Source organism: Azospirillum agricola, assembly GCF_020005195.1.
Classification (GTDB): Bacteria; Pseudomonadota; Alphaproteobacteria; order Azospirillales; family Azospirillaceae; genus Azospirillum; species Azospirillum agricola.
Genome location: NZ_JAIFZR010000002.1, coordinates 1013868 through 1038273, shown reverse-complemented (window position 1 = coordinate 1038273; position 24406 = coordinate 1013868). Strand labels below are relative to the sequence as shown.

Sequence of the window (24406 nt, the reverse complement as noted above, 5' to 3'; positions counted from 1 at the left end):
CGGCGCGTTTCCCGCTGGCGCCGGCGGGGCGGCCGGCGGTAGCCTCCAACCCGATGGTCAGACGCATGCTGTCCCCCGTTAGCGTTCGCGGCCGGCTGCTCGCCGCCTTCGGAGCCATGGTGGTCCTGACGACGGCGGTCGGCGGGGTCGGCTGGTTCGGGCTGGGGGAGACGGAGCGCGCCCTGCTGTCCCTCCAGCGCGAGGGGCTCGGCAACATCGCGCTGGCGATGCGGATGGCGGAGCTGAGCACCGGGCTGGCCGCCCGCGCCCCCTTCATCGCCGCCATCGAGGCGACGCCCGGCCTCGACGAGGAGCGCGGCCAGCTCGAACTCAAGCTCGCCGACCTGACGGTCCTGGTCAACCGGCTGCCGGGGCTGGAGCGCGCCTCGCCGCACGTCCCGTCCGACGTGCCGTCGCTGGTCCGGCTCGCCGGCCGGCTCGACGGCACGCTGCGCAACCTGATGGACGTCACCGGCGAGGCCATCGCGGTGCGGGCGGAGGCGGCGGCGATCCGCCTCGGGCTGGAGCGCCAGCGCATCCTCGGCGAGACGCTGGCCGGGGCGGCGGCGCGGACCTTCGAGCATCCGGGATTTCCCGGCCTGGAGGGGGCGGCCGCCGGAACCCCGCCCCTGCCCTTCTCGGTCCTGCGGCTGGCCGACCGCACGCGCGACACCGTCTCAGCCGCCCTGACCACGACCAGCCCGGCCGACCTCGCCCGCTGGCGCGGTGGCTTCGACGCCGACCGGCGGGATCTGCGGGCGATCGACACCGCCGCCCCGGCGCTGGCGCTCCTGGCCCCCTCCCTCGACCAGCTCCTGGCCGTGCTCGACGCGCAAGGGGCGGTCTTCGACATCCGCAACCGCCAGCTCGGCATCGAGCAGCGCAGCCGCTTCCTGGTCGCCGCCGCCAACACCCTGTCGGTTCAGTTGAACCGCGAGGTCGAGAGCGTCACCAGCGCGATGCAGACGGCGGCGCGCAGCCGGGGCGACGCCACCTTCTCCGCTTTGTCCTCGGGCAAGGCCGGCATCCTGGCGCTGGGCGCGCTGTGCGCGCTGGCGGCCATCGCGGCGGCGGTCTACGTCATGCGCGACGTCGCCGGCAATTTGCGGGCGGTGACGCGGGCGATGTCGGCGCTGGCCGGCGGCGACCGGCTGGTCAGCGTCCCGGCCACCGGCCGCCCGGACGAGATCGGCGACCTCGCCCGCGCCTTCAGCGTCTTCAAGGAGAATGTCGCCGAACGCGACGCGCTGGCCCGCAAGCTGGGCGAGAACTCCCGCATGCTGGAGGCCGTCTTCGACAACATGAACGACGGGCTGTCGGTGTTCGACGAGAACGGCCGGCTGGTCACCTGGAATCCGCGCTTCCTTGAGCTCAACGGCTTCACCCCGGCCGACGTCGCCGGGCGCGATCTGGCGGAGCTTCAGCGCAACCTGCTGCGGCGCGGGGTCGGCATCCGCATGCTCGACGGCAGCAGCGTCGATCTCGACGCGCTGACCCGGCGGCGCGCCGAGCAGGCGGTCCGCTGCGAGCACCATTTCCCCGACGGCCGGGTGGTCGAGCTGCACAGCAGCCCGATGCCGTCCGGCGGCTTCATCACCACCTACTCCGACCTGACCGAACGCAAGGACATCGAGAAGCAGCTGCGCCACGCCCAGAAGATGGAGGCGGTCGGCCAGCTGACCGGCGGCATCGCCCACGACTTCAACAACCTGCTTGCCGCGATCATGGGCAACCTCCAGATGATCCACGACGAGACGGCCGAGCAGGATCCGGTGCGCGGCAAGGCGCTGCGCGCGCTCGACGCCGCCGAGCGGGGGGCGACGACGATCCAGCGCCTGCTCGCCTTCTCGCGGCAGCAGGCGTTGCAGCCGCAGGCCGTCGACCTCAACGAGCTGGTCGAGGGGATGCTCGACCTGCTGGCCTACGGGCTGGGCAACGGCATCGTCCTGACGACGGCGCTGACGCCGGGGCTGGCCCCCGCGCTGGTCGATCCCGGCCAGTTGGAGAACGCCCTGCTCAACCTCGTCGTCAACGCCCGCGACGCGCTGGACGACGGCGGCACCATCGTCATCGCCACGGAGGCCGCGGCGCCGGAGGACGGCGACGCCATCGTCCTGTCGGTGCGCGACGACGGCGGCGGCATGCCGCCCGCCGTGCTGTCGCGCGTCTTCGAGCCCTTCTTCACCACCAAGCGTTTCGGGCGGGGCAGCGGGCTCGGCCTGTCGATGGTCTACGGCTTCGTCCGCCAGTCGGGCGGCAAGGTCGACATCCGCAGCGAGCCCGGAATCGGCACGCTGGTGGCGATGGCCTTCCCGCGCGCCCGCATGCTGCCGGAGACGCTGGCCCTGCCGCGCGACGCCGGCCCGGTCGAGGGCGGGCGGGAGCGCGTCCTGGTGGTGGAGGACGACCCCGCCGTCCGCCTGACGGCGGTCGACATGCTGACGGCGCTGGGCTACCGGGCGGTGCCGGCGGCCTCGGCGGAGGAGGCGCTGGCGCTGCTGGAGGGGGCGGCCTTCGACCTGCTGTTCACCGACGTCATTTTGACGGGCGGCATGAACGGCCCGGCCCTGGCCGCCGTCGCCAAGGCCCGCCAGCCGGCCTTGCAGGTTCTGTTCTGCTCGGGCTACGCGCGGGATTTCCTGGTGGAGAGCGCCAGCCTGCCGCTCGACCTCCACTTCATCCAGAAGCCCTACCAGAAGCCGGCGCTCGCCGCGCAGATCCGCATCGCCCTCGGCGGCGGAAGCGGCGCCCAGCCCGGCCCGGCGCGCGGCCGGCCGGAACCGTCGGCCCTGCCGGAACGCCTCTGAAACGGCGGCCGGCGCCGATCTCTCGAAGCACCGTGGAATCCCCCTCTCCCCCAGCCATGGCTGCGGTTTGCACAGATCTCGCGTTGGCGAAGAACATTCAACTTTCAGCAGCGAATAGCCCTTCTCCCCTTGTGGGAGAAGGGTTGGGATGAGGGGGATTCCGCCACAGGCGGAAGAAAGCGTGCGCCCCCTCTCCCGCAAGGGGAGAGGGGCTTCTTTCAACAGAAAGGCGTTTTTTCTCGCAAATGCGAGATATGCGTGTGCGCGCAGGCCGCAGTGCCGTTGCGGGGATGGCGGGCAGAGCGGTCGAAGGTCGAAGCCGTTGGCATGGGGCGGACCTCCCGAAAACCGCTTTTTCCCAAAAGCCCTCCAGAAAAGGAAAATTTACCTATATCCTGGCGCTCCGTCCCCCATCCCTGGAGCCCCGCCATGCCCCTCGACGCACCCGCCACCCCCGCCGTCTACCCTGCCGCCACCCTCCCCCGCTGGGCCGAGGACCCTCCGGCGGCGCCCGACGGCTCCCTGGTTCCCGGATCGCGCTTCGCCGAGGAGCAATGGGTGATGGCCGCCGCCATGCTGGCGCGCGGGGCGTCCTTCCTGCACGTCGCGCGCGCCATGGGGTGCAGCCGCACCACGCTGTGGCGGGCCTATTACGGCTCGCAGGCCCTGCGCGCCCGTGTCTGGTGGGAGCGTCAGGCGCTGAACCGCGAGGCGGAACTGCGGCTGTCGTCGCTGCGCGATCTGGTGGCGCAGCAGGTGGAACGGCTGGTGGCGATGGGCGATCCGGCAACGGTGCGCTGGGCCGCCGACCGGCTCGGCCTGTTCGGCGCACCGGACGCCGGGCTTCCCCTCCAATCCGGCGCCGAGCATTTGGCTCCCTCTCCCGCCCCGGAAGAAGGTTTCGGTGCGGCGGCGGCCCCGCCGACCGCCTTCGACGACGACGACGCGGTTCCCGGCGCCTTCCGCGAACGGACCCTGCCCGATCCCTCCATCACCGCCGCCATCCTGGCGCAGCCGGAAGCGGACGGCCCCAAGGGCGTCTATCCCTGGACCCTCAACCCCGACGACGCCTACCCCAGCCTCGGCTCGGCGGAGGAGCGGCGCGGCAAGGGGCCCTGCGGGCGGCGCGGCGGCGGGCACGGCGGATGAGCCGCCGCCAAGCCGCCGCCAAGCCGCCGCCAAGCCACCGATGAGCCGCCTTGCGCCGGAACGAACCATGGAACGGGACGGGAAAAGCGTTCCACGCTGTTTCAAACGTTCCAAACCGCCCGCCGTCCCCGGCGCGGCCCGTGCGGGTGCGGGGCCGCCGCCTCAAGGCCGCCCGTCAGTTGGCGACGGACTTGATCTCCGAATCCCAGCGGCCCAGCAGCCGCTTGCGCTCCTCGACCATGCCGTATTTCTGGAAATTGTAGTCGATCAGCCGGACGTCCTCGAACTTCGGCGCGTCGGGCGGCGACACCGACTGCTTGTTGGACGGCGTCATCTGCATGTTGAGCGCGCCATAGTCCTGCGCCTCCGGCGTCAGGGCGAAGTCGTAGAATTTCTTGGCCGATTCGAGATTCTTGGCGCCCTTGAGGATGCTCATCGAGCCGATCTCGTAGCCGGTTCCCTCGCAGGGGGTCGAGATGTCGACCGGGAACTTGTTCACCTTCTGGATGACGCTGTCGTTGACCCAGGAGATGCCGACCAGCGTCTCGCCGCGCGCCACGGCCGCCGCCGGCGCCGCGCCGGACTTGGTGTACTGGTTGACGCTCTCGTTCAGCTTCTTCAGATAGTCGAAGCCGGCGTCCTCGCCGAAGATCTGCACCAGGGTCGCCAGCGCCGTGTAGGCCGCCCCGGACGAGTTCGGGTTGGGCATCTGCACCTCGCCCTTGAACTCCGGACGCAGCAGGTCGGCCCAGCATTTCGGCGGCTGGATGCCCCGCTTGGCGAGCATCTCGGTGTTGTAGACGAAGCCGAGCGCCCCGGCGTAGATGCCGACGCTGCGCCCCTGCGACTGCTTGTACTGGCTCTGCGCCCAGCCATGCAGATCCTTGAGCTGCGCGCTCTCGTAGGCGACGCTCAAGCCCTCCTCGGCGGCCTGGAGGTGCGGGTCGCCCGAGCTGCCCCACCAGATGTCGATCTTCGGGTTGGCCGCCTCGGCGCGGATCTGGGCCAGCGCCTCGCCGGCGCTCTTGCGGGTCATGGCGACGCCGATGCCGGTCTTCTTCTCGAAGGCGACGGCCATGACCTTGCACCATTCCTCCTGCACGCCGCACATGACGGTGACGCTTCCCTGCGCATGGGCCGGGCTCACGGCAAGCGCAACCAGCGCGCCGATGCCGGCACCGACAGACTTCATCTTGGTAACCGCACAAACCATGGGAAGAATCCTCCGGTCAAATTTCCGTTTTTGTTTCCTATGACGATACCAATTCATCCAAGACGCTTTGCATTTTGGAGAAAAATCGGTATCAAGGATGAAGGGAGTGCAAGAACGACTTCCATTTTCCTTCTTCCTCCCTTCGTTCGTCCGCGCGGCATCGTTTCCCGGCGTCTTTCTTTCCGATTGTTCATACAAGGAACGAATGAATGGCGGATGTCACCATGAGGGGAAAGCAACGAAACACTGTTAACGGAAGCCGTCCGGCGCCGTCCGGCGCACCGCGCGCGGGGGGCCCCGATCATGGTTGAGGCGCTCGCCGTTGAGGCGCTCGTCGGCGCCGCCAACCGGGCGCGCGAACGCGCCGGTTTCCTGTCCGTCGAGGCCGTGGCGGCGCTCGCCGACGGCGGGGTTCTGGTCCTCGACCCGTTCTCGACGCTGGTTTCGCCGGGCGTCGCCCTGGCGGCCGGCGTCACGCTGTGGCCCGGCACCACCGTCCAGGCGACGGAGGGCGGCGCGGTGAGCGTCGGCGGCGGCACCCGGCTCTTTCCCGGCACGCGCATCGTCGCCGCCGGCGGGCGGGTCGGCATCGGCGCCGACACCGAGATCGGCGAGGAGGGCGGCTTCACCATCAGGGCCGACCATCCCGACCATGTGATCGAGATCGGCAGCCACGCGCGGCTGCTCGGCGGCGGGTCGCTCGCCCTCGGCAACCACATCGGCGACGGCGCGCAGGTGCTCGGCCCGATCCGGATGCAGAGCTGCCGGCTCCAGGGCGGCGGCAGCCACCGCGAGCCGGACCCGGACCGGCGCGGCGGCGTCCTCAAGGGCGGCGGCGTCGCCCGCGGCCTCACCGTGCCGACCGGCATGGTGATCCAGGCCTTCGGCCTGTTCGGCGAGGCCCCCCTGCGCCCGCAATCCTTCTTCCACCCGAAACCACGGGCGTGACGCGATGACGACTGTTGAAACACGGGCCACCGATCGGCGGCTTGAACTGGGCCTCGGCCTGCTGTCCATCGGCCGGAGCTGGGGCGTGCGCCCGACCGAGGTGCCGGCCGAGGAGGAGGCGCGCGCCCTGCTCCGCCGCGCGCTCGACCTCGGCATCCGCAGCCTCGACACCGCCCCGGCCTATGGAGGCAGCGAGGCCGTGCTGGGCCGCTTCCTCGCCGGGCTCGACGGCCCGCGACGCTCGGCCCTGACGGTGATGACCAAGGCGGGCGAGCATTGGGACGCGGACGGCGCCACGACCTTCGTCGATCACGGCCGGGACGCCCTGCGGCGCAGCATCGACCGCAGCCTGACGCTCCTGCACGGCATCGACGTGCTGCAAATCCACAAGGCGACGGCCGATCTGGTGGACAGCCCCGACGTCGTCGCGGCGATCGAGCACGCCAGGGCGGCGGGCGTGACGCGCTTCGGGGCCAGCGTCGCCACGGTCGAGGCCGGGGAAAGGGCGATCGAAACGGGGCTCTACTCCTTCCTGCAATTCCCCCTCAACAGCACCGACGACCGGATGCTGCCGCTGTTGCCCCCGATGGCGCGGGCGGGGCTGCGGGCGATCGTCAACCGGCCCTTCGCCATGGGCTCGCTGGTCGGCTCGCTGGTCGGCTCGGCGACGGAGGGGGCGGCGGAGGGGGACGCCGCCCGCGCCGCCTTCGCCTTCATCGGCCGGCATCTCGCCGACGGCATCGTCCTCACCGGAACCGGCAAGGTCGCCCATCTGGAGGCGAACGTCGCCAGCTTCGCCGCCGCGCTGCCGTGAATCCCCGCCCGGCGCGGCGCCGGCCACCACCCACGCCGCCTCACCGGGCGGCGGCGGCCTCCCGCGTCAGGGTGACCGGCGCCGCGTTGGGCGGCCACAGCAGCGCGGACTCCACGCCCATCCAGCGGCAGAGCACCGGCCATGTCCCGGCGTGCGCGACGATCAGCGGCGGCCGGCCGTCCACGGGCACCGGCAGCCCGCCAAACAGCCCGTCGAGCGCCGCCGTGACGCGGGCGCGGAAGGCCGTCAGGCTTTCCCCGTTCGGCACCTCCTCGCGCAGCAGGTCGGCCGGGATGGCGCCGCCTTCCAGATCGCCCCAGCGCCGCTCCTCCAGCCCGGGAACCGGGACGACCGCGACGCCGAGCGCCTCGGCCAGGATGCCGGCCGTCTCCAGCGCCCGGCGCTGCGGGCTGCTGTGGATGACCGGCACCGAGCGCCCCTCTTGGCGACCCATGGCGACCAGCGTCGCGGCGGCCTCGCGCGCCTGCGCCCGGCCCCGTTCGGTCAGCGACACGTCGCGCGAGCCGGCGAGCCAGCCGCCGAGGTTGCTCTCCGTCTCGCCATGCCGGCAGAAGATCACCGACGTCAGCATGACAGCCGTCCCGCCAGATCGGCGAAACCGTCGAGGATGCCGTCGTGCGGCAGGCCATCCAGCGGCACGCGGGCGTAGCCGTAGGGCACCAGCAGCACCCGCGCCACCCCGGCCGCGCGGGCCGCCGCCACATCGTGCTCGTTGTCGCCGACGAAGACGGCCTCCGCCGGGGCGACGCCCAGCCGCTCCAGCAGCCCCAGCACCGGCTCCGGCGAGGGCTTGCGGGTCGGGTAGCTGTCGCCGCCGACCACGGCGGCGAAGCGGCCGGCGATGCCCAGATCGTCGAGCAGCCGCACCGTCGCCCCCATCGGCTTGTTGGTGCAGACGCCGAGCCGCAGCCCGGCGCCCGCCAACGCCTCCAGCGTGTCGGCGACGCCGGGGTAGAGCGCGCTGTGGGCGCTGGGGTCGGCCTCGTAGATCGCCAGGAAGCGCTGGAGGCAGCGGGCCTCCTCCGCCGGGGCCGGCCGGCCGCCGGTGGCGGCCAGCACGCGCTTCACCAGCTTGGGCGCGCCGTCGCCGATGAAGGAGCGCACCGCCGGCAGATCGACCGGCGGACGGCCCAGCTCGGCGAGCAGGGCGTTGGAGGCGTGCATCAGGTCGGCGGCGCTGTCCACCAGCGTGCCGTCGAGGTCGAAGGCGACGGCGCGGATGGGGCGGCGGTTCACGGGATCGGTCACGGTCACGGCACCTTATTGGCGAAGGAGGCGGGCCTTGTCGGCCGCGAGGTCGAGGACGATCGGGGCATCCGGGGCGAGCAGGGCATCGCCCGCCTGGTGCGGCGCGTCCACCTGCACCAGCTGCCCGCCGACGTCCACCGCGTAGCGGATGGAGGCGCCGAGGAACTCCCGGTGGCGGATGGTTCCGGTCAGCCGGGCGTGGCCGGGGGCCGGCGGCCCGCCGTCGGCGCGGATGATCAGGTTCTGCGGGCGGAACATCAGCTTGCCGCCCGCCCCGGCCCCACCCGCCCCGACCGACGGCGGCAGCGCCACCGGCGTGACGCCGGCGCCGACGAAGACGCTGTTCCCGGCGCCATCGCTCCGGATCGCGCCGTCCAGCACGTTGGCGGTGCCGAGGAAGCCGGCGACGAACAGGTTCGCCGGATGGTCGTAGAGATCCTGCGGGGTGCCGACCTGCTGGACCTTGCCGTCCTCCATCACCGCGATGCGGTCGCAGATGGTGTTGGCCTCCTCCTGGTCGTGGGTGACGAAGATGGTGGTCAGGCCGAGCTTGCGCTGGAGGCTCAGCAGCTCCTGGCGCATCTGCACGCGCAGCTTGGCGTCGAGGTTCGACAGCGGCTCGTCGAGCAGCAGCACCTTCGGCTCGATCACGATGGTGCGGGCCAGCGCCACGCGCTGTTGCTGGCCGCCCGAGAGCTGCGACGGCCGGCGGTCGGCCAGATGCCTGAGCCCGACCAGATCGAGGGCGGCGTCCACCCGCCGCTCGATCTCGGCACGGGGGACGCGGCGCTCCTCCAGCCCGAAGGCGACGTTGCGGCGCACGGTCATGTGCGGCCACAGGGCGTAGCTCTGGAACACCATGCCGACGTCGCGCCGGTGCGGCGGCAGGGTCGAGATGTCGCGCCCGCCGATGCGGACCTCGCCGCGCTGGGCGGTGTTGAAGCCGGCGATCAGCCGCAGCAGCGTGGTCTTGCCGCAGCCCGACGGGCCGAGGAAGGCGAAGAACTCGCCCGGCTTGATGGCGAGGTTGACGTCCTTCAGCACATGGTTGCTGCCGTAGGACAGGTTGACGCCCTCGATGTCGACGCCGACGCTCTGGATTTGGGCGGCGAGCGCGGCCGGGGAAAACTGGTGGTTCATGATGATGGTTTCCCTCAGTGGTCCTGGCCGCGTTCGCGGCGGCCGCGCTCGATGACGACATGCGACAGGTAGGTGCCGAGCCCGACGATGATGACGGCGAAGATGCCCAGCGCCGCCCCCGGACCGCGCCCGGCCGCCGACTGCATGTAGACGTAGAGGCCATAGGCCAGCGGCGCGTCGCTCTGCGAATGCACCAGCATGATGGTCGCCGACAGCTCCACCGCCGCGGTGGCGAAGCTGGTGACGAAGCCGGCCAGGATGCCGCCCGACATCAGCGGCACGACAATGCGGCCGACCGTGCGCAGCTTGGTGGCGCCGAGATTCTCGGCCGCCTCCTCCAGCGAGGAGCTGACCTGCTGCAAGGCGGCGGTGCAGGCGCGCAGCGCGTAGGGCAGCCGGCGGATCGCCAGCGCGAAGACCAGGATCAGCCAGAAGTTCGACAGCGGCTGGCCGGTGAAGGGCATCGGCACGTCGTAGAAGCTGCGCAGGTAGCCGATGCCCAGCACGACGCCCGGCACCGCCAGCGCCGCCATCGCGATGTAGTCGAGCCATTGCCGGCCCGGCAGCTTGGTGCGCAGGACCAGATAGGCGATGGCGGTGCCGATCACCACGTCGAGCAGCGCCGCCAGCGAGGCGTACAGCAGCGTGTTGGTGATGTACTGCCCGCTCTCGGTGAAGACGGTCTGGTAGTGCTTCAGCGTGAAGGCGTCGGGAACCGGGCTGAAGGACCAGATGGTCGCGAAGGACAGCAGGCCGAGCCCGACATGCGGCGCCAGCACCAGCACCAGGATCAGCAGCACGATGCCGTAGGCCGCCACCATCTCCAGCGGCTTCAGGCGCCGCTTGGCCAGGCCGCCGCCGCCGCGCTGCACGGTGGCGTAGTCCTTGCCGCGCATCGCCAGCGCCGACACCCACAGCGCCAGCAGCGAGCAGGCGATCAGCACGACGGAGATGACGTAGCCCATCGGGTCGGCGATGCCGATCGAGGAGATGCGCAGGTAGGCCTGCGGCGCCAGCATGTCGTTGACGTTCAGCAGCAGCGGCGTGCCGAGATCGTCGAACACCTTGATGAAGACCAGCGAGGCGCCGGCGACGTAGCCCGGCATCGCCAGCGGGAAGACGATGCGGCGGAACAGGCGGAAGCCGTGGCAGCCGAGATTCTGCGCGGATTCCTCCATCGCCCGGTCGATGTTCCTCAGGCTGGCCGACAGGTTGATCAGGATGAAGGGGAAATAATGGATGCTCTGGACGAAGATGACGCCGTTCAGCCCCTCCATGAAGGGGATCGAGAAGCCGAAATGGTCGCGCAGCAGCAGGTTGACCGACCCGTTGCGCCCGAACAGCAGCTGCATCGCCACCGCGCCGATGAAGGGCGGCATGATCAGCGGGATGATGCCCAGGCTCTGGATCAATACCGCGCCGCGGAACTCGAAGCGCGTGGTCAGGTAGGCGAGCGGCAGCGCCAGCAGGCTCGCCACCACCACCGACATCGCCGAGACGTAGAAGGAGTTGCCGAACGACCGCATGAACAGGTCGTTCTGGAAGAAGTCGGCGAAGTTCACCAGGGTGAAGGCCCCCGTCGTCTTGTCCTGGAAGGCGACGAAGATGACCTGGACCACCGGAACGACCAGGAACAGCAGCAGGAAGGCGGCGATCAGCAGCGCGGCGAGCGCCGGCCCCGGCCGCACGCGCGCGATGCGGTCGCGCGTGAGCGCAAGTGACGTCATGGAGTGTGCCCGTGGGCTGGGGAGAAAGGAGGGGACGCCCGAAGGACGCCCCCCGAGGCTCGACGCACCAGCGTCAGCGCATTGGCGTCAGCGCAACAGGTCAGCGCGCCAGGGCCAGGGCCTCGTCGGCCTTCTTGCGGGCGCTGGCGTAGTTCTCCTTGGCGAAGGCGGCCCACTTCTGCTCGACCTGCGCCTGGCGTTCCGGCACCGCGTCCTTGGCCGACTTGCGCTCGACCGTGAAGGCGCCAGCCAGCTGCGGGTCGGCGGCCTGCTCCGCCGTCACCGGCATGGCGGCGACGAGGTTGCGGGCCTCGGCCAGCAGGGCCTTGGCCTTGTCGTTCGGCTTCTTGGCGAGCGCCGCCTCGGCCTTGTGGATGGCCTGGGTCGCTGCCTTGAGGTCGTCGAGCTGGAAGGTGACGAGCTGGTCGAACAGCGCGTCCACCACGTTGTAGCGGGCCTGCGACATGTTGACGTCGAAGTTCACCTGGGCGCCGAGCGAGGTGTCCTTGAACGGGTTGGGGTAGCCGGCCGGCGCCTTCTCGTAGGTGACCGGGTTGACCGGCAGGCGGCGGATCGCCGGTTCCAGCAGGACCTCCTGCCCCTTGGGCGACAGCAGGAAATCGACGAAGCCCTCGGCGGCGGCCTTGTTGGGGGCGTTCTTCACGACGCCGACGTTGGCCGGGACGATGGTGGTGATGGTGGGGTAGGCGAACTCCACCGGGAAGCCCGAGGCCTGCGACGACAGCGCGAAGAAGTCGATGACGATGCCGATGCCGAAGGCGCCGGAATTCACGCCGTCGGGCACGCCGAAGCTGCGCTCGGTGATGGTGCGGTAGTTGCCGGCCATCTCCTTGTTGGTGCGCCAGCCCTTCTCCCAGCCCTCGCCCTGGAGGATCGTCTCGATGGTCAGGTGCGTCGTGCCGGAGCGCGACGGGGCGGAGATCGCGACATGGTCGTAATAGACCGCCTTGGTCAGGTCGGCCCATTCCTTGGGAACCGGCAGGTCGTTGGCCTTCATATAGCGGCTGTTCCACATGATGCCGTAGCCCGAGGCGGCGAAGCCGGCGTACATGCCGTCGGGATCGTTGACCGGATAGGTGCCGACGATGTCCGGAATGCCCTTCACCTGCGGCTTGTAGGGCTGGAGCAGCCCGGCGCCCTTCAGCACCTCGAAGGCGTCGGGGGCGGACGCCCAGAACAGATCGACGCCGTTGTTCGACGCGGTTTCCTGGAGATACTTCACGCCCGCGTTGGTGTTGCGGTTCAGGATCTCGACGGTGACCTTGGGGTTGGCCTTCTGGTAGGCCTGCTGGAAGGCGGTCGTCATGTCCTTGGGAAAGGAAGTGACGATGACCAGCTTGCCGCTGGGATCTTCAGCGAAGGCGGCGGTACCGGACAGCAGCAGGACGGCCAGGGCGGCGGTGGCGTTGCGCAGGGCGCGCGTGGTGCGAAGCATGGGTGTTGTCCTCCCCTCGATGTCTTATGCTCGCCCATTCAGCAATCGGCATGCCAGACGATCACCCCTTGCGCAGACGGGCTTCGGGCGGCGTCGATGGGTCAGGACGGGAACATCGGCGGGGGCGGCTGGGTAACGCGGGGAACATCCCCGCGCCCGGTCTTCTCACTCCTCCGTGAAGTCGTCGCGGTTCAGGCCGTGGTGGCGCATCTTCAGGTACAGGGTCTTGCGGGTGATCCCCAGCCGCTCCGCCGTCTCGCCGACCCGGCCGCCGCAGCGGGCCAGCGCGTCCTCGATCAGCTGCTTCTCGACGCGGTCGAGCTGGTCGGCCAGCGGTTCGATCTCCGCCGTCGCCCCTCCAGTGGCGGCTGGGGCGAGGCCGTCGCCCAGACCGAGCGCCACCCGCTCGGCGACGTTGCGCAGCTCGCGGACGTTGCCGGGCCAGCCATGGGCGGCGAGGCGGGCGAGAGTCCCGGCATCCAGCGGCGGGGCCGTCCGGCGCGAGCGGGCGACGGCGGCGTCGAGGAAATGGCGGAACAGCAGCGGCACGTCCTCGCGCCGCTCCCGCAAGGGGGGCAGCGGCACGGTGACGACGTTGAGGCGGTAGTAGAGATCCTCGCGGAACCTCCCCTCCGCCGCCAGCCGCAGCAGGTCCACCTTGGTCGCCGCCACCACCCGCAGATCGAGCGGGATCGTCCGGTTGGCGCCGATGCGCTCGATCACTCGCTCCTGCAACACGCGCAGCAGCTTGACCTGGAGATGCATCGGCATGCTCTCGATCTCGTCGAGGAACAGAGTGCCGCCGGCCGCGTATTCCAGCTTGCCGATGCGCCGGCCCTGCGCGCCGGTGAAGGCGCCCGGCTCGTGGCCGAACAGCTCGCTCTCGATGATGGTGTCGGGCATGGCGCCGCAGTTCAGCGCCACGAAATTGCCGGCCCGCCGCCGCCCGGCCTCGTGCAGGCTGCGCGCGACCAGCTCCTTGCCGGTGCCGGTCTCGCCGAACAGCAGCACGTCGACCTCGGCGTCGGCGAGGTTCGCCACGGCGGCGCGCAGGCGTTCGATGGCCGGCGAACGGCCGATGATCCGTCCCTCCGGCCCGCCCTCCGCCAGCTGCGCCCGCAGGCGCCGGTTCTCCAGCACCAGCCCGCGGTGGGCGAGCGCGCGCCGCACCACCTCCACCAGATGGTCGGGCTCGGCCGGCTTCTCGATGAAGTCGTAGGCGCCCTCGCGGACCGCGCGCATCGCCATGGCGATGTCGCCATGCCCGGTGACCAGCACCACCGGCACCTCGGCATCCGCCGCGCGCACCCGCTCCAGCAGGGCGAAGCCGTCCATCCCCGGCATGCGCACGTCGGTCACCACCACGCCGGGCCAGGAGGCGCCGAGCCGGGCCAGCCCCGCCTCCGGCTCCGTCACCGCCTGCACCGCGAAGCCCTCCAGCTCCAGCGTCTGGCGGCTGGAATCGAGCACTTCGGGATCGTCGTCGATCAGCAGGACGGTCATGGCAGAGGCTTTCACACGCGGGTCAGGGTGAGGACGAAGGCGGTTCCATCGGGGCCGCTCTCGGCCACCGACAGCACGCCGCCGAAGTCGCGGACGATGTTGTACGAGATCGACAGGCCGAGCCCCAGCCCCGTCCCCACCGGCTTGGTGGTGAAGAAGGGATCGAAGATCTGCCCGACCGGATCGGCGGCGATGCCGGGGCCGCTGTCGCGCACCTCGATGCGGACGGCGCCGCCCTCCTCCCCGTCCTCCACCGCCTCGGCGCGGACCAGGATGCGGCGGACCGGCGCGCCGGCCACGGCGTCGAGCGCGTTGCTCAGCAGATTGACCAGCACCTGCTCCAGCCGCACCTCCTCGGCGCGGACCCGCAGGGGGGCGCCGGATTCCGGGTCGGGCAGAGCCAACTCGAAGCCGACCGCCTCCTCGCGCAGCCGGTTGCCGAACAGCGACAGGGCGCCCCGGATCACCGGCTCCAGCTCCACCGCGCCCAGCCGGCTGTCGGGGCGGCGGGCGAAGCGCTTCAGGTGGTTGGTGATATTCGCCATGCGGGCCGTCAGGTCGGCGATCTTGCCGAGATTGCCGTCGGCCTCCTCCACCCGGCCCAGCCCGATCAGCTTGCGCCCGTTGTGGGCGTAGGAGCGGATGGCGGCGAGCGGCTGGTTCAGCTCGTGCCCGACCCCGGCGGCGAGCTGGCCGAGCGCCGCCAGCTTGCCAGCCTGCACCAGCTCCGCCTGCGCCTCGCGCAGTTCGCGCTCGGTGCGCTGGTGCTCGGCGATGGCGCGCTCCAGCCGGTCGTTGGTGGCCTGGAGGTCGGTGGTGCGCTCCCGCACCGTGCGTTCCAGGATGTGCTCGGCCTCCAACCGTTCGGTCATGTCGGTCAGCGTGACGATGAAGCGCTGCCGCTGGCGGCGCCAGAAGGGGCGGACGCCGACCTGCACCGGCACCGCCCCGCCGTCCGGACGCCGCCCGCTGGCCAGGATGGACAGGGCGGGCGCCACCCCCTCGGAACCGGCGGAGGCCTGGAGGGACGCCTGGGCGGCGAAGAAGGCCGCGACGCGGGCCGCCCCCTCCGCGTCCAGCTGGTCGGCAAGGCGGGCGGTGCCTCCGCCCTCCCCGTTCCGGGCGCCGGGCGGCGGCGCGATCAGGGCGGCGGCGAGCGGGTTGACGAACTCGATGACGCCCTCCCCGTCGGTGATCGCCAGCCCGGCCTGGGCGTTGTCGATGATCGCCTGGGCGTTCGCCTCCTCCACCGCGACGGCGGTGTCACGGAAGACCAGCAGGGCCGCCGCCATCTCCGACAGTTCGTCGCGGCCGCCCAGCGGGATGTCGGCCTTCAGATCCCCGGCGGCGATGGCGCGGGCGGCGTCGCCCAGCCGGGTCAGGCGCGAGATCAGGTTGCGGTTGACGTAGAGCCACGCCACCAGCACCGCCACCAGCAGGCTGACCACGGCGCTGGCCAGCAGGGCGGAGCGGCCAAAGGCGATGGCCTGGGCGGAGCGCGCGGCGGCGGCGCGGGAATCGCTCTCCACCGCCTGGACCTGCCGGGCGATCAGCCCGTTCAGTTGCGCCACGATGTCCCGGTTCTCGGCCAGCAGGGACTGCCCGCGCGCGGCGGTTTCCAGTTCCTCCCGGCGCAGCGCCGGCACGCCGCCGTCGGCCCCGCGCGCGAGGTCGAGAAGCTGCGCCACCAGCTGCCCCAGCGTCACCCCGTCCGCCCAGTCGGCCAGCGCCGCGAGGTCGCGCTGAAGCCGGTCGGCGGTCTCGTCGAGGAAGCCGGCGTTGTCGTCCAGCGTCTCGGCGGTGGCGAGCGTCGCCGCCCGCGCGATCAGCCCGACCGCGAGGTTGCCGTTGGCGCCGATCTGGAGGACCGCCTCGCTGCGCCGGTTCTCCTCGCGGAGCGTGCGGACCGCGACGTCGGAGGGCTTCCCGCTTGCGACCGTCGCCAGCGCGCTCTGGATGTTGAAGCGAGCGTCGGCCACCAGTGGCTCGATCTCGTCGAGGAAGTCGGCGTGCAGCCAGCGCAGCCGTTCGACGGCCTCCTGGTTGCGGCGGGCGAGCGCCAGCCGGTGCCGCACCGTGCCGTCCAGCGCCGACAGGTTGCGGCCGAGCGCATCCACCACCGGGCGCAGGCCGGGCACCCCGCCCTCGATGGCGTCCGTCAACGCCCGCAGCGTGGTCAGCCTGCGGCCGAGCGCGTCGCGGATCGCGTCCATCTCGGCCTCGGTCCGGCTGCCGGCCAGGATGGGAGCGGTGGCGATGATGGCGCCGCCCTCCTCCGCCAGCCTCGCCGCGAGGCCCAGCGCCGGCAGATGGCTTTCCGCGAACTCGTCCAGCGTGCCGCCCAGCCGGTCGTAGGACAGCCAGCCGAGCGCGCAGGCCGCCACCGACAGCACCGCCACCGCGACGAAGGCCAGGAACAGGCGGACCCGGATGCCGAAACGCACCGGCACCACCCCGCCATCAGGCCCCGACGCAGCCGCCGGCGCAGCCGCCGGGACGCTCACGGCCAGCCCCCCTCGCCGGCCGCCACGCGCAGGATCACCAGCGCGCGTTCGGCGGCCGACAGCGCCGTGTCCAGCCGGGTCTTGGAGAAGGCCCGCCATTCGGCCTCCAACTCGCCCTGGCGGGCCGAAACGGGCACCCCGCGCGACGGCCGGCGCAACGGCGCGGAGAAGGCCGGATCGACGGCCTGCGCGGCGCTGACCGGAACCGCGGTGGCCGCCGCGCGGGCCGCGCGCAGCAGGTCACGCGCCACCGGGTCGGGGTCGGTGGACAGCCGGCTCTCGCCCTCGTGGATCAGTTGCCAGACCCGGTTGAGCGTCCTCACCCGGAAGGTGATCAGCTCGTCGAACAGCCGGTTGACCAGTTCGTAGCGGCGGCTGGACAAGGCGCGGTCGAAGAGGAAGAGGTCGTCGCCGGTCTCCCGCGCGTAGGGGTTGGGGTAGCCCGCCGGCGCGGCGGCGTAGGCGGCGGGGCTCACCGGCAGGCGCCCGATGTCGGGGCGCAGCATCAGCGCCTGCCCGGCCGGCGACAGCAGGAAATCGATGAAGGCGCCGGCTCCGTCCGGGTTGGGGGCGCCACGCAGGACCGCCACGTTGGCGGGCAGGAACACGCTGTCGGCCGGATAGGCGAAGCGCAGGCCGCCGCCGGCCGCCGCCTCCCCCGGCTCCGTCCCCTGGCCCGTCCCCTGACCCAGGAAGTCGATGGCCAACCCGATGCCGAAGCGGCCCCTGGCGACCCCCTCCACCACGCCGTAGCTGCGCGCCGTCACCGTGGCGAGGTTGCCGGCGATCTCCAGCCACGTCGCCCATCCACGCTCCCAGCCATGGAGTTGCAGCACCGTCTCCACCATCAGATGCATGGTGCCGGACCGCGAGGGCGCCGTGATGCCGAGATGGCGGGCGTAGCCGGACCGCCGCAGGTCCTCCCAGCCGCGCGGGGCGGCGATCCCGTGCCGGTCGAGATAGGGTTGATCCCAGACCAGCCCGTAGCCCGACAGCGCGAAGCCGAGATAGGTGCCGTCCGGATCGTCGATCGGCTGGTTGCCGACGGTCGCCGGCGCGCCGGTCGGACGCGGCGCGACGGTCGCCAGCAGCCCCGCCGCCTTCAGCACCTCGAAGGCGTCGGGAGCGGACGCCCAGAAGACGTCGACCTCCTCGCCCGCGCGGTCCTGCAACTGGGTGATGGCCGCCGTGGTCTTGGTGTTGACGACGCGCAGGCGACGGTCGGGATGCGCCTGCTCGAACGCCTTGCGCACCGGCTCGTAGAAGCTGGCCGGATAGGAGGTGAGCACCGTGACCGCAGCGGGCCCCTCCTGGCCGAGGGCTGGCGGAGCGGACAGCAGCAGCGCCGCCGCAACGGCCGCAACCCCGCGCAGCCATCCGCGGCACCGCTCGGCGCGGTGGAAGGGCGGCTCCTCGCGGAGCGTCCTGGAAGACTGAAGCCGGCGGCGGTCCATGCCCCGCAGATAAGGCCATCGGGCCGGGCCTGTAAAGGCGGCACGCCGCATCGTCCGCTATCCCAACGGAATCGATTGACAGCGGCGGAAGGACGCTGCATTTTAGAAACGTACTTTGGATGCAATGTACGCACGAGCGCGCCGCCTCGCGAAACGACGGCCCGATCCAACGACCGAACCTCCACGGCCGCCGTCGCCGGTGTCCGGCACCGCCCTCGGCGCGTGGCTTCGCGCAACTTGCAGGATGAGGACATGGCGTCATCCGAACCGGTCATCACATGCATCGAGGACCTGCGCCTTCTGGCGCGGCGACGGGTGCCCCGCATGTTCTACGACTATGTGGATTGCGGGTCCTGGACCGAGCGCACCTACCGCGCCAACAGCGAGGCGCTGTCCGAAATCCCGCTGCGCCAGCGCGTCGGCGTCCCCATCTCCGGACGGTCCCTGGCCAGCCGGATGCTGGGCGAGCCGGTGTCGATGCCGGTCGCCATCGCCCCCACCGGGCTGACCGGCATGCAGCACGCCGACGGCGAGATCCTGGCAGCGCGGGCGGCCGAGCGCTTCGGCGTGCCCTTCACCCTGTCGACCATGAGCATCTGCTCGATCGAGGACGTGGCGGCGCACACGAGCCGGCCCTTCTGGTTCCAGCTCTACGTGATGAAGGACCGCGCCTTCATCGAGCGTCTCGTCGCCCGCGCACGGGACGCGGGATGCTCGGCGCTGGTGCTCACCCTCGACCTCCAGATCCAGGGGCAGCGGCACAAGGATTTGAAGAACGGGCTGTCGACGCCGCCCAAGCCGACCCTGCGCAACCTCCTCGATCTGGCGACCAAGCCCCGCTGGTGCCTGGGCATGTTGCGGACCAAGCGGCGCAGCTTCGGCAACATCGTCGGCCATGTCGACGGGGTCACCGACGTCTCCTCGCTCGCCGGCTGGGTCAGCCAGCAATTCGACCCGACGCTGAGCTGGGAGGACGTGCGCTGGCTGCGGACGATCTGGACGGGAAAGCTGATCGTGAAAGGCATCATGGATTCCGACGACGCGCGGGCGGCCGTCGAAAGCGGCGCCGACGCCGTGGTGGTGTCCAACCACGGCGGCCGGCAGCTCGACGGCGCGCCCTCGACCATCGCCGTCCTGCCCGACATCGCCGAGGCGGTCGGCCGGCGCGTCGAGGTGCTGTTCGACAGCGGCGTCCGCTCCGGCCAGGACGTCCTCAAGGCGGTGGCCCTCGGGGCGAAGGGCGTGCTGATCGGTCGCTCGTTCCTGTACGGGCTTGGCGCCATGGGCGAGGCCGGCGTGACCCGCTGCCTGGAGATCCTCCACCGCGAGCTCGACCTCACCATGGGGCTGTGCGGCGTCACCGACATCCAGGCCGTCGACGGCGCCATCCTGATGCGCCGCGACCGGCCGGCGGCCTGAGCCCGATCACTTCATCACATACGTCACGGCTGCCCCGCCAAGGGGGGCCCGAAGGAAGGAAGCGAGATGTTTGGCAAGTACAAGATGCACCCGAACAGCGGGGTCAACCCGCCCTACGCCCCGGCCTACCCGCTGGAGTGGGAATGCCCGCTGCGCACGCTGGAGGTGGTGACGCGGGTGGAGCGGTCGAAGGTGGAGGCGCTGCTTGCCGACACGCCGTTCGAGCTGGTCAACGACCGCGTCGCCTTCCGCTTCATGCTGTCGCCGGGCCACACGCTGGCGCTGCACGCCGGCGCCATGTTCGACCTGATGGTCACGGTGCCGGTCCGCTGCGAGGGTCTGTTCACCCAGACCCACATCTTCATGTACTGCACCGACCCCATGGGCATCGCGGCGGGCCGCGAGATCTTCGGCTACACCAAGAAGGACGCCACCCACCGCTTCGAGGAGGGCGCCGACGGCTCGGTCGAGGGCTGGGTCCGGCGGCGCGGCACCCCGCTGGCCGATTTCCGCTTCACCCCCGACGACGGCGCCCCGCTCGTCCGGCTGGTCGACGGGGACGAGCAGCCGGCCGGCGAGATCCACGTCCGCCGCGTTCCCCATCCCGAACGGCCGGAGCCGGTCTACGCCGACGTCGTCTACCGCCGCACGCCGCTGGAATATTCCGCGCCACGGCCGGGGCGGGTGTCGATGACGCTCCACCCCTCGGAGTTCGATCCCATCGCCGCGCTCGAACCGGAGATCCTCGGCGCGCATTTCATGGTGTCGGACGTCTACGGCGGCGGCTTCGCCGTCGAGGACCGGCGCCTGCTCAAGCGCCTCATTCCCTGAGCCGCCGCGCCCGCCCACCCAGAATCAACGCTCGCGGCGCTCGGTTCCAACGCGGCGCCGCACCATCGGGAGGTCGACAATGACCAGGAAACGCCTGACAGGACGCATGACGATGCCGCGCCGGACCATCCTGGCCTCCGCCTTCGGCGCGGCCTGCCTCGCCGCCTTCGGCGCGCAGGCGCAACAGACGGCGCCGCAGCAAACGGGGCCGCTGAGGATCGGCGTGCTGACCGACATGTCCAGCCTCTACGCCGACGTGACGGGCAACGGATCGATCAGCGCGGTGCAGATGGCGATCGAGGATTTCACCGCCGGCCGCAAGACCCGGCCCATCGAGGTGATCAGCGCCGACCATCTGAACAAGGCCGACATCGCGGCGTCGACCGCGCGGGAGTGGATCGACCGCAACGGCGTCGACGTCATCGTCGACGTGCCCAACTCCGCGGTGGCGCTGGCCGTCGGCAACATCGTCCGCGACAAGAACAAGGTGATGCTGGCGTCGGGCCCATCCTCCTCCGACCTCACCGGCAAGAGCTGCTCGCCCAACACCATCCATTGGACCTACGACACCTACTCGCTGGCCACCGGCACGGCGACCGCCGTCGTCGGGTCGGGCGGGAAGACCTGGTTCACCCTGACCGCCGATTACGCCTTTGGTCACGCGATGGAGCAGGACGTCAAGAACGTCGTCGCCAAGAGCGGCGGGCAGGTGCTGGGCGGCGTGCGGACGCCGCTCAACACGCAGGATTTCGCCTCCTTCCTGCTCCAGGCCCAGGCGTCGAAGGCGCAGGTCATCGGGCTGATCAACGCCGGCGGCGACACCATCAACTCGATCAAGCAGGCGGTCGAGTTCGGCGTCACCGGCGGCGGCCAGCGGCTCGTCGCCACCGTGCTGTACATCAACGACGTCCACGCGCTCGGGCTGCCGGTGGTGCAGGGGCTGCAATTCACCGAAGCCTTCTACTGGGATCTGAACGAGCAGACCCGCGCCTGGAGCAAGCGCTTCGCCGAACGCAACGGCGGTCGCCACCCCAGCGCGCTCCAGGCCGGCGCCTACGCCTCGGTGCTGCATTATCTGCGCGCCGCCGAGGCGGCGGGCGGGTCCGCCGACGGCAAGGCCGTCGTCGACAAGATGAAGGCCACCCCCACCGACGACCCACTCTTCGGCAAGGGCTCGATCCGCGTCGACGGCCGCAAGCTGCACGACATGTACCTGTTCGAGGTCAAGAAGCCCGACGAATCCAAGTATCCCTGGGACTACTACCATGTCCGCAAGGTCATCCCCGCCGATCAGGTGTGGCGGCCGCTGGCGGAGGGCGGCTGCCCGCTGGTGAAGTCGTGAGCGTCGCCCTGGTGACCGGCGGAGGCGGCGGCATCGGCCGGGCGACCGCCGTCCGGCTCGCCGAGGGCGGCGCCGACGTCGCCGTGGCGGATGTCGATGAGGGGCTGGGGAACGAAACCGCGCGCCTCGTCGAGGCCGCCGGTCGCCGGGCTCTGTTCGTCCGCGCCGACGTCTCGGACGGCGCGCAGGTCGCCGCCTGCGTGGATGCGGTGGAACGGCGGCTCGGCCCGATCACCGCCTTCGCCAACAACGCCGGGATCGAGGGCGTCGTCGCGCCGATCCACCTCTACCCGGACGAGGTTTTCGACCGGCTGTTCCAGGTCAACGCGAAGGGCGTCTTCCTCGGCCTGAAGCATGTCCTCGCCCGCATGATCCCGCGCGGGACGGGCGCCATCGTCAACACCGCCTCGACCTCGGCCATCCGCGGCCGGGCGGGGCTGGCCGGCTACGTCGCCACCAAGCACGCGGTGCTCGGGCTGACCCGCGTCGCGGCGCTCGACGTGGCGGGCACGGGGGTGCGGGTCAACGCCGTGCTGCCCGGCCCGGTCGAGACCCGGATGATCCGCTCGCTCGACGAGCAGGCGCAACGTTCGGGCGGCATCCGGCGCGCCGGAGGCACCGCCTACGGCCAGCCGGGAGACGTCGCCGGCGTCATCGCCTTCCTGCTGTCGGACCAGGCCGCCCACGTCAACGGCGCCGCCTGGACCGTGGACGACGGCGCGACGGTCGCCTGATCTCCCGTCCCCATCCTCCGCAACCCGTTCTCCATCCTTCGCGCCGGAACCGGATTCCGGCATGGCGACCCAACAGGACCCGACCACGATGAAACTGTGCCAATTCGGCGATCTGAACAGCGAGAAGCCCGGCCTCGTCGACCGCGAGGGCCGGCTGCGCGACCTGTCCGGCCTGCGGGGCCCCTTCCGGCCCGAAGACCTGTCGCCCGAGGGGCTGGCCCGGCTGGCCGCCATCGCCCCCGAGCGTCTTCCCTTCGTGTCCGGCAATCCCCGCATCGGGGTGCCGTTCCACGGCACCTCCAAGATCGTCTGCATCGGCCTGAACTATTCCGACCACGCGGCGGAGACCGGGCTGCCGGTTCCCACCGAGCCGATCATCTTCCTGAAACCGACGACGGCGATCTGCGGGCCGAACGACGACACCATCCAGCCGCCCCACTCGACCCGGCTGGATTGGGAGGTCGAACTGGGCGTCGTCATCGGCCGCAAAGCGCGGCGCGTGCCGGAGGAGCGGGCCCTCGACCATGTGGCCGGCTACTGCGTCGTGAACGACGTGTCGGAGCGCGCGTTCCAGATGCAGTCGTCGCAATGGGACAAGGGCAAGGGCTGCGACAGCTTCGCCCCCCTCGGCCCCTGGCTGGTCACCGCCGACGAGGTTCCCGACCCGCAGAATCTCGACCTGTGGCTCGACGTGAACGGCGAGCGCATGCAGACCGGCAACACGCGCACCATGATCTTCGGCGTGGCGGAGCTGGTGTCCTATTGCAGCGCCTACATGACGCTGCTTCCCGGCGACGTCATCGCCACCGGCACGCCACCCGGCGTCGGCATGGGCAAGCGCCCGGAACCCATCTGGCTCAAGCCCGGCGACACGGTGACGCTCGGCGTCGAATCGCTTGGGCGGCAGCGGCAGCGGGTGGTCCGCGCGCCGGAATAAGCCGCTCAGGAACGGTCGGGGGCGGCGGGCGCGAGGTAGGGGGGAAACTGCAACCGGGTCGTCCGCGCGATGATCTCGAAGCGCTTCAGCCACCGATCGTCCGCCACCTTCAGATGCTCGTGCAGCGCCTGCGCTGCCCCGCCGCCGTCGCGGCGGAGCAGGCGGTCGACGATGTCCAGATGCTCCGTCAGGGCCGCCTGGATCATCTCGACGGGAACGCCCAGGAAGGGGTGGAACAGGTAGCGCGTCGGGCCGAACACCATGTGGGTCCGTTCCAGCGCCCGCAGGATCTCCTTGTTGGGGCAGAAGGACAGGATGCCGATGTGGAGGTCCCGCTCGACCTGATCGAAGGCGGCGCTGTCCGGAACCGGACCTTCGAGGGCAAGAGCCAGATTGTCGCGCACCGCCCGCAGCTGGGCGTCCGGAACGAGGGGAAGCGATTTCAGCAGCGCCTGGGGTTCGAGAAGGCCACGCATCTCGTAGAGGTCGCGGATGTGCTCGGGCGTGATCCGCCGGGCCAGCCAATGCCCGGTGTCGTCCTTCACGATCAGCCCCATGCCGTGCATGCGGGCGAGCAGGTCGCGCGTCACCGTGCGGCTGACGTCGAAATGGAGCGCCAGCTGCTTTTCGTTGATGCGCACCGCATCGAACAGGACCCGGATGAACAGCTCCTGCTCGACCTCCTTGTAGATGCGTTCCCATTGCGGCGTGGCCTGGATGCGGATCGCGTCGAGCGTCGCCAGCGGGCCGTCGGGGCTTGGCCCGCCCTGGCCGGCGGCGACATAGCCCTTGCCGTCATGCTCGTCGAGCAGCCCCTGCGCGCAGAGCGACCGCAGGGCGTGGCGCGCCGGAGAGCGGCTGATCCCGAACGCTTTGGCGACCTGGGCCTCCAGCAACCTTTCGCCGGGAGCGATCCGGCCGTCTTCGAGCATCGCTTTCAGGAGCCGGTAGGCCCGTTCTTGCAGCGAGGCCGTCCTGTCGGCGGTGTCCGGCGTCGGATCGGGAATGGTGGCGCTCTTCATACGGTACGCTCGCGGTCGTTCGGCGGCGGAAACCCGGTGACGGCTTCGCGGTCATGGCGTCGCGGTCGTGGTGGCCCGGATCATACGCCAAAGGAACGGGATTGACCATCGTACTTTGGATGCACTGTGCAATTCCA

The 24406-nt window shown here is 71.0% G+C and carries 19 protein-coding genes; 9 read left to right on the top strand and 10 right to left on the bottom strand.

Annotated elements, in window-relative coordinates; all coding sequences use genetic code 11:
* The first annotated feature begins 65 nt into the window (after positions 1-65).
* Both JN22_RS07510 and JN22_RS07505 read left to right on the top strand, forming a co-directional pair.
* Positions 66-2807 carry a PAS-domain containing protein gene (locus JN22_RS07510; RefSeq protein WP_179166073.1) on the top strand — a complete coding sequence of 914 codons (2742 nt, stop codon included), beginning with the start codon at positions 66-68 and terminating at the stop codon, positions 2805-2807.
* A 429-nt stretch (positions 2808-3236) separates the two neighbouring features.
* Positions 3237-3956 carry a helix-turn-helix domain-containing protein gene (locus JN22_RS07505; protein WP_085553285.1) on the top strand — a complete coding sequence of 240 codons (720 nt, stop codon included), beginning with the start codon at positions 3237-3239 and terminating at the stop codon, positions 3954-3956.
* Positions 3957-4131: 175 nt separating this feature from the next.
* On the opposite strand, the gene JN22_RS07500 is transcribed toward JN22_RS07505, so the two are convergent.
* Complete coding sequence (locus JN22_RS07500) at positions 4132-5148, bottom strand: ABC transporter substrate-binding protein (protein ID WP_085553284.1); 1017 nt, start codon at positions 5146-5148, stop codon at positions 4132-4134.
* Between the two features lie 324 nt (positions 5149-5472).
* Here JN22_RS07500 and JN22_RS07495 point away from each other — a divergent pair, with 324 nt between their 5' ends.
* Positions 5473-6117 carry a hypothetical protein gene (locus JN22_RS07495; RefSeq protein ID WP_143268175.1) on the top strand — a complete coding sequence of 215 codons (645 nt, stop codon included), beginning with the start codon at positions 5473-5475 and terminating at the stop codon, positions 6115-6117.
* 4 nt (positions 6118-6121) lie between these two features.
* Positions 6122-6931 (top strand): aldo/keto reductase, encoded by an 810-nt coding sequence (locus JN22_RS07490; RefSeq protein WP_085553283.1) that lies wholly within the window; start codon positions 6122-6124, stop codon positions 6929-6931.
* A 40-nt stretch (positions 6932-6971) separates the two neighbouring features.
* Here JN22_RS07490 and JN22_RS07485 read toward each other — a convergent pair whose 3' ends face one another.
* From JN22_RS07485 to JN22_RS07450, 8 genes are all read right to left on the bottom strand, one after another.
* Positions 6972-7523, bottom strand: a complete 552-nt coding sequence (locus JN22_RS07485; protein ID WP_085553282.1) for a histidine phosphatase family protein — start codon at positions 7521-7523, stop codon at positions 6972-6974.
* Positions 7517-8200, bottom strand: coding sequence for a phosphoglycolate phosphatase (gene gph / locus JN22_RS07480; protein ID WP_085553478.1), 684 nt, complete (start codon positions 8198-8200; stop codon positions 7517-7519). Before gph ends, JN22_RS07485 begins: the two co-directional genes overlap by 7 nt.
* Positions 8201-8212: 12 nt before the next feature.
* Entirely contained in the window at positions 8213-9340 is a 1128-nt protein-coding gene (locus JN22_RS07475; protein WP_085553281.1) for an ABC transporter ATP-binding protein, read from the bottom strand.
* A gap of 14 nt (positions 9341-9354) precedes the next feature.
* A complete protein-coding gene (locus JN22_RS07470; protein ID WP_085553280.1) occupies positions 9355-11067 on the bottom strand; it encodes an ABC transporter permease in 1713 nt (570 codons plus the stop codon).
* A 100-nt stretch (positions 11068-11167) separates the two neighbouring features.
* Positions 11168-12523 carry an extracellular solute-binding protein gene (locus JN22_RS07465; RefSeq protein WP_085553279.1) on the bottom strand — a complete coding sequence of 452 codons (1356 nt, stop codon included), beginning with the start codon at positions 12521-12523 and terminating at the stop codon, positions 11168-11170.
* Positions 12524-12688: 165 nt separating this feature from the next.
* Positions 12689-14026 carry a sigma-54-dependent transcriptional regulator gene (locus JN22_RS07460; protein ID WP_085553278.1) on the bottom strand — a complete coding sequence of 446 codons (1338 nt, stop codon included), beginning with the start codon at positions 14024-14026 and terminating at the stop codon, positions 12689-12691.
* 11 nt (positions 14027-14037) lie between these two features.
* Positions 14038-16530, bottom strand: a complete 2493-nt coding sequence (locus JN22_RS07455; protein WP_223677611.1) for an ATP-binding protein — start codon at positions 16528-16530, stop codon at positions 14038-14040.
* The gene (locus tag JN22_RS07450) at positions 16527-18035 is read right to left on the bottom strand and encodes an ABC transporter substrate-binding protein (RefSeq protein ID WP_223677610.1); all 1509 of its coding nucleotides are present in this window, start codon (positions 18033-18035) and stop codon (positions 16527-16529) included. The genes JN22_RS07455 and JN22_RS07450 overlap by 4 nt, the downstream gene beginning before the upstream one ends.
* A gap of 201 nt (positions 18036-18236) precedes the next feature.
* On the opposite strand from JN22_RS07450, the gene JN22_RS07445 reads away from it, so the two are divergent.
* The 5 genes from JN22_RS07445 (at position 18237) to JN22_RS07425 (ending at position 23247) form a co-directional block, all read left to right on the top strand.
* Entirely contained in the window at positions 18237-19403 is a 1167-nt protein-coding gene (locus JN22_RS07445; protein WP_085553276.1) for an alpha-hydroxy acid oxidase, read from the top strand.
* Between the two features lie 66 nt (positions 19404-19469).
* Positions 19470-20234 carry an acetoacetate decarboxylase family protein gene (locus JN22_RS07440; protein WP_085553275.1) on the top strand — a complete coding sequence of 255 codons (765 nt, stop codon included), beginning with the start codon at positions 19470-19472 and terminating at the stop codon, positions 20232-20234.
* 79 nt (positions 20235-20313) lie between these two features.
* Complete coding sequence (locus JN22_RS07435; protein WP_223677609.1) at positions 20314-21576, top strand: ABC transporter substrate-binding protein; 1263 nt, start codon at positions 20314-20316, stop codon at positions 21574-21576.
* Positions 21573-22310: an SDR family NAD(P)-dependent oxidoreductase gene (locus JN22_RS07430; RefSeq protein ID WP_085553274.1), complete on the top strand. Its 738-nt coding sequence runs from the start codon at positions 21573-21575 to the stop codon at positions 22308-22310. The genes JN22_RS07435 and JN22_RS07430 overlap by 4 nt, the downstream gene beginning before the upstream one ends.
* Before the next feature lie 88 nt (positions 22311-22398).
* The gene (locus JN22_RS07425; protein ID WP_085553475.1) at positions 22399-23247 is read left to right on the top strand and encodes a fumarylacetoacetate hydrolase family protein; all 849 of its coding nucleotides are present in this window, start codon (positions 22399-22401) and stop codon (positions 23245-23247) included.
* A gap of 5 nt (positions 23248-23252) precedes the next feature.
* Here JN22_RS07425 and JN22_RS07420 read toward each other — a convergent pair whose 3' ends face one another.
* Positions 23253-24269, bottom strand: coding sequence for a GntR family transcriptional regulator (locus JN22_RS07420; protein ID WP_085553273.1), 1017 nt, complete (start codon positions 24267-24269; stop codon positions 23253-23255).
* Positions 24270-24406 lie beyond the last annotated feature (137 nt).

Bases quoted from the DNA above. Each gene is read 5' to 3' on its own strand.
- JN22_RS07510 (WP_179166073.1), top strand. From the start codon at position 66: ATGCTGTCCCCCGTTAGCGTTCGCGGCCGGCTGCTCGCCGCCTTCGGA.
- JN22_RS07505 (WP_085553285.1), top strand. From the start codon at position 3,237: ATGCCCCTCGACGCACCCGCCACCCCCGCCGTCTACCCTGCCGCCACC.
- JN22_RS07500 (WP_085553284.1), bottom strand. From the start codon at position 5,148: ATGAAGTCTGTCGGTGCCGGCATCGGCGCGCTGGTTGCGCTTGCCGTG.
- JN22_RS07495 (WP_143268175.1), top strand. From the start codon at position 5,473: ATGGTTGAGGCGCTCGCCGTTGAGGCGCTCGTCGGCGCCGCCAACCGG.
- JN22_RS07490 (WP_085553283.1), top strand. From the start codon at position 6,122: ATGACGACTGTTGAAACACGGGCCACCGATCGGCGGCTTGAACTGGGC.
- JN22_RS07485 (WP_085553282.1), bottom strand. From the start codon at position 7,523: ATGCTGACGTCGGTGATCTTCTGCCGGCATGGCGAGACGGAGAGCAAC.
- JN22_RS07475 (WP_085553281.1), bottom strand. From the start codon at position 9,340: ATGAACCACCAGTTTTCCCCGGCCGCGCTCGCCGCCCAAATCCAGAGC.
- JN22_RS07470 (WP_085553280.1), bottom strand. From the start codon at position 11,067: ATGACGTCACTTGCGCTCACGCGCGACCGCATCGCGCGCGTGCGGCCG.
- JN22_RS07465 (WP_085553279.1), bottom strand. From the start codon at position 12,523: ATGCTTCGCACCACGCGCGCCCTGCGCAACGCCACCGCCGCCCTGGCC.
- JN22_RS07460 (WP_085553278.1), bottom strand. From the start codon at position 14,026: ATGACCGTCCTGCTGATCGACGACGATCCCGAAGTGCTCGATTCCAGC.
- JN22_RS07450 (WP_223677610.1), bottom strand. From the start codon at position 18,035: ATGCGGCGTGCCGCCTTTACAGGCCCGGCCCGATGGCCTTATCTGCGG.
- JN22_RS07445 (WP_085553276.1), top strand. From the start codon at position 18,237: ATGGCGTCATCCGAACCGGTCATCACATGCATCGAGGACCTGCGCCTT.
- JN22_RS07440 (WP_085553275.1), top strand. From the start codon at position 19,470: ATGTTTGGCAAGTACAAGATGCACCCGAACAGCGGGGTCAACCCGCCC.
- JN22_RS07435 (WP_223677609.1), top strand. From the start codon at position 20,314: ATGACCAGGAAACGCCTGACAGGACGCATGACGATGCCGCGCCGGACC.
- JN22_RS07425 (WP_085553475.1), top strand. From the start codon at position 22,399: ATGAAACTGTGCCAATTCGGCGATCTGAACAGCGAGAAGCCCGGCCTC.
- JN22_RS07420 (WP_085553273.1), bottom strand. From the start codon at position 24,269: ATGAAGAGCGCCACCATTCCCGATCCGACGCCGGACACCGCCGACAGG.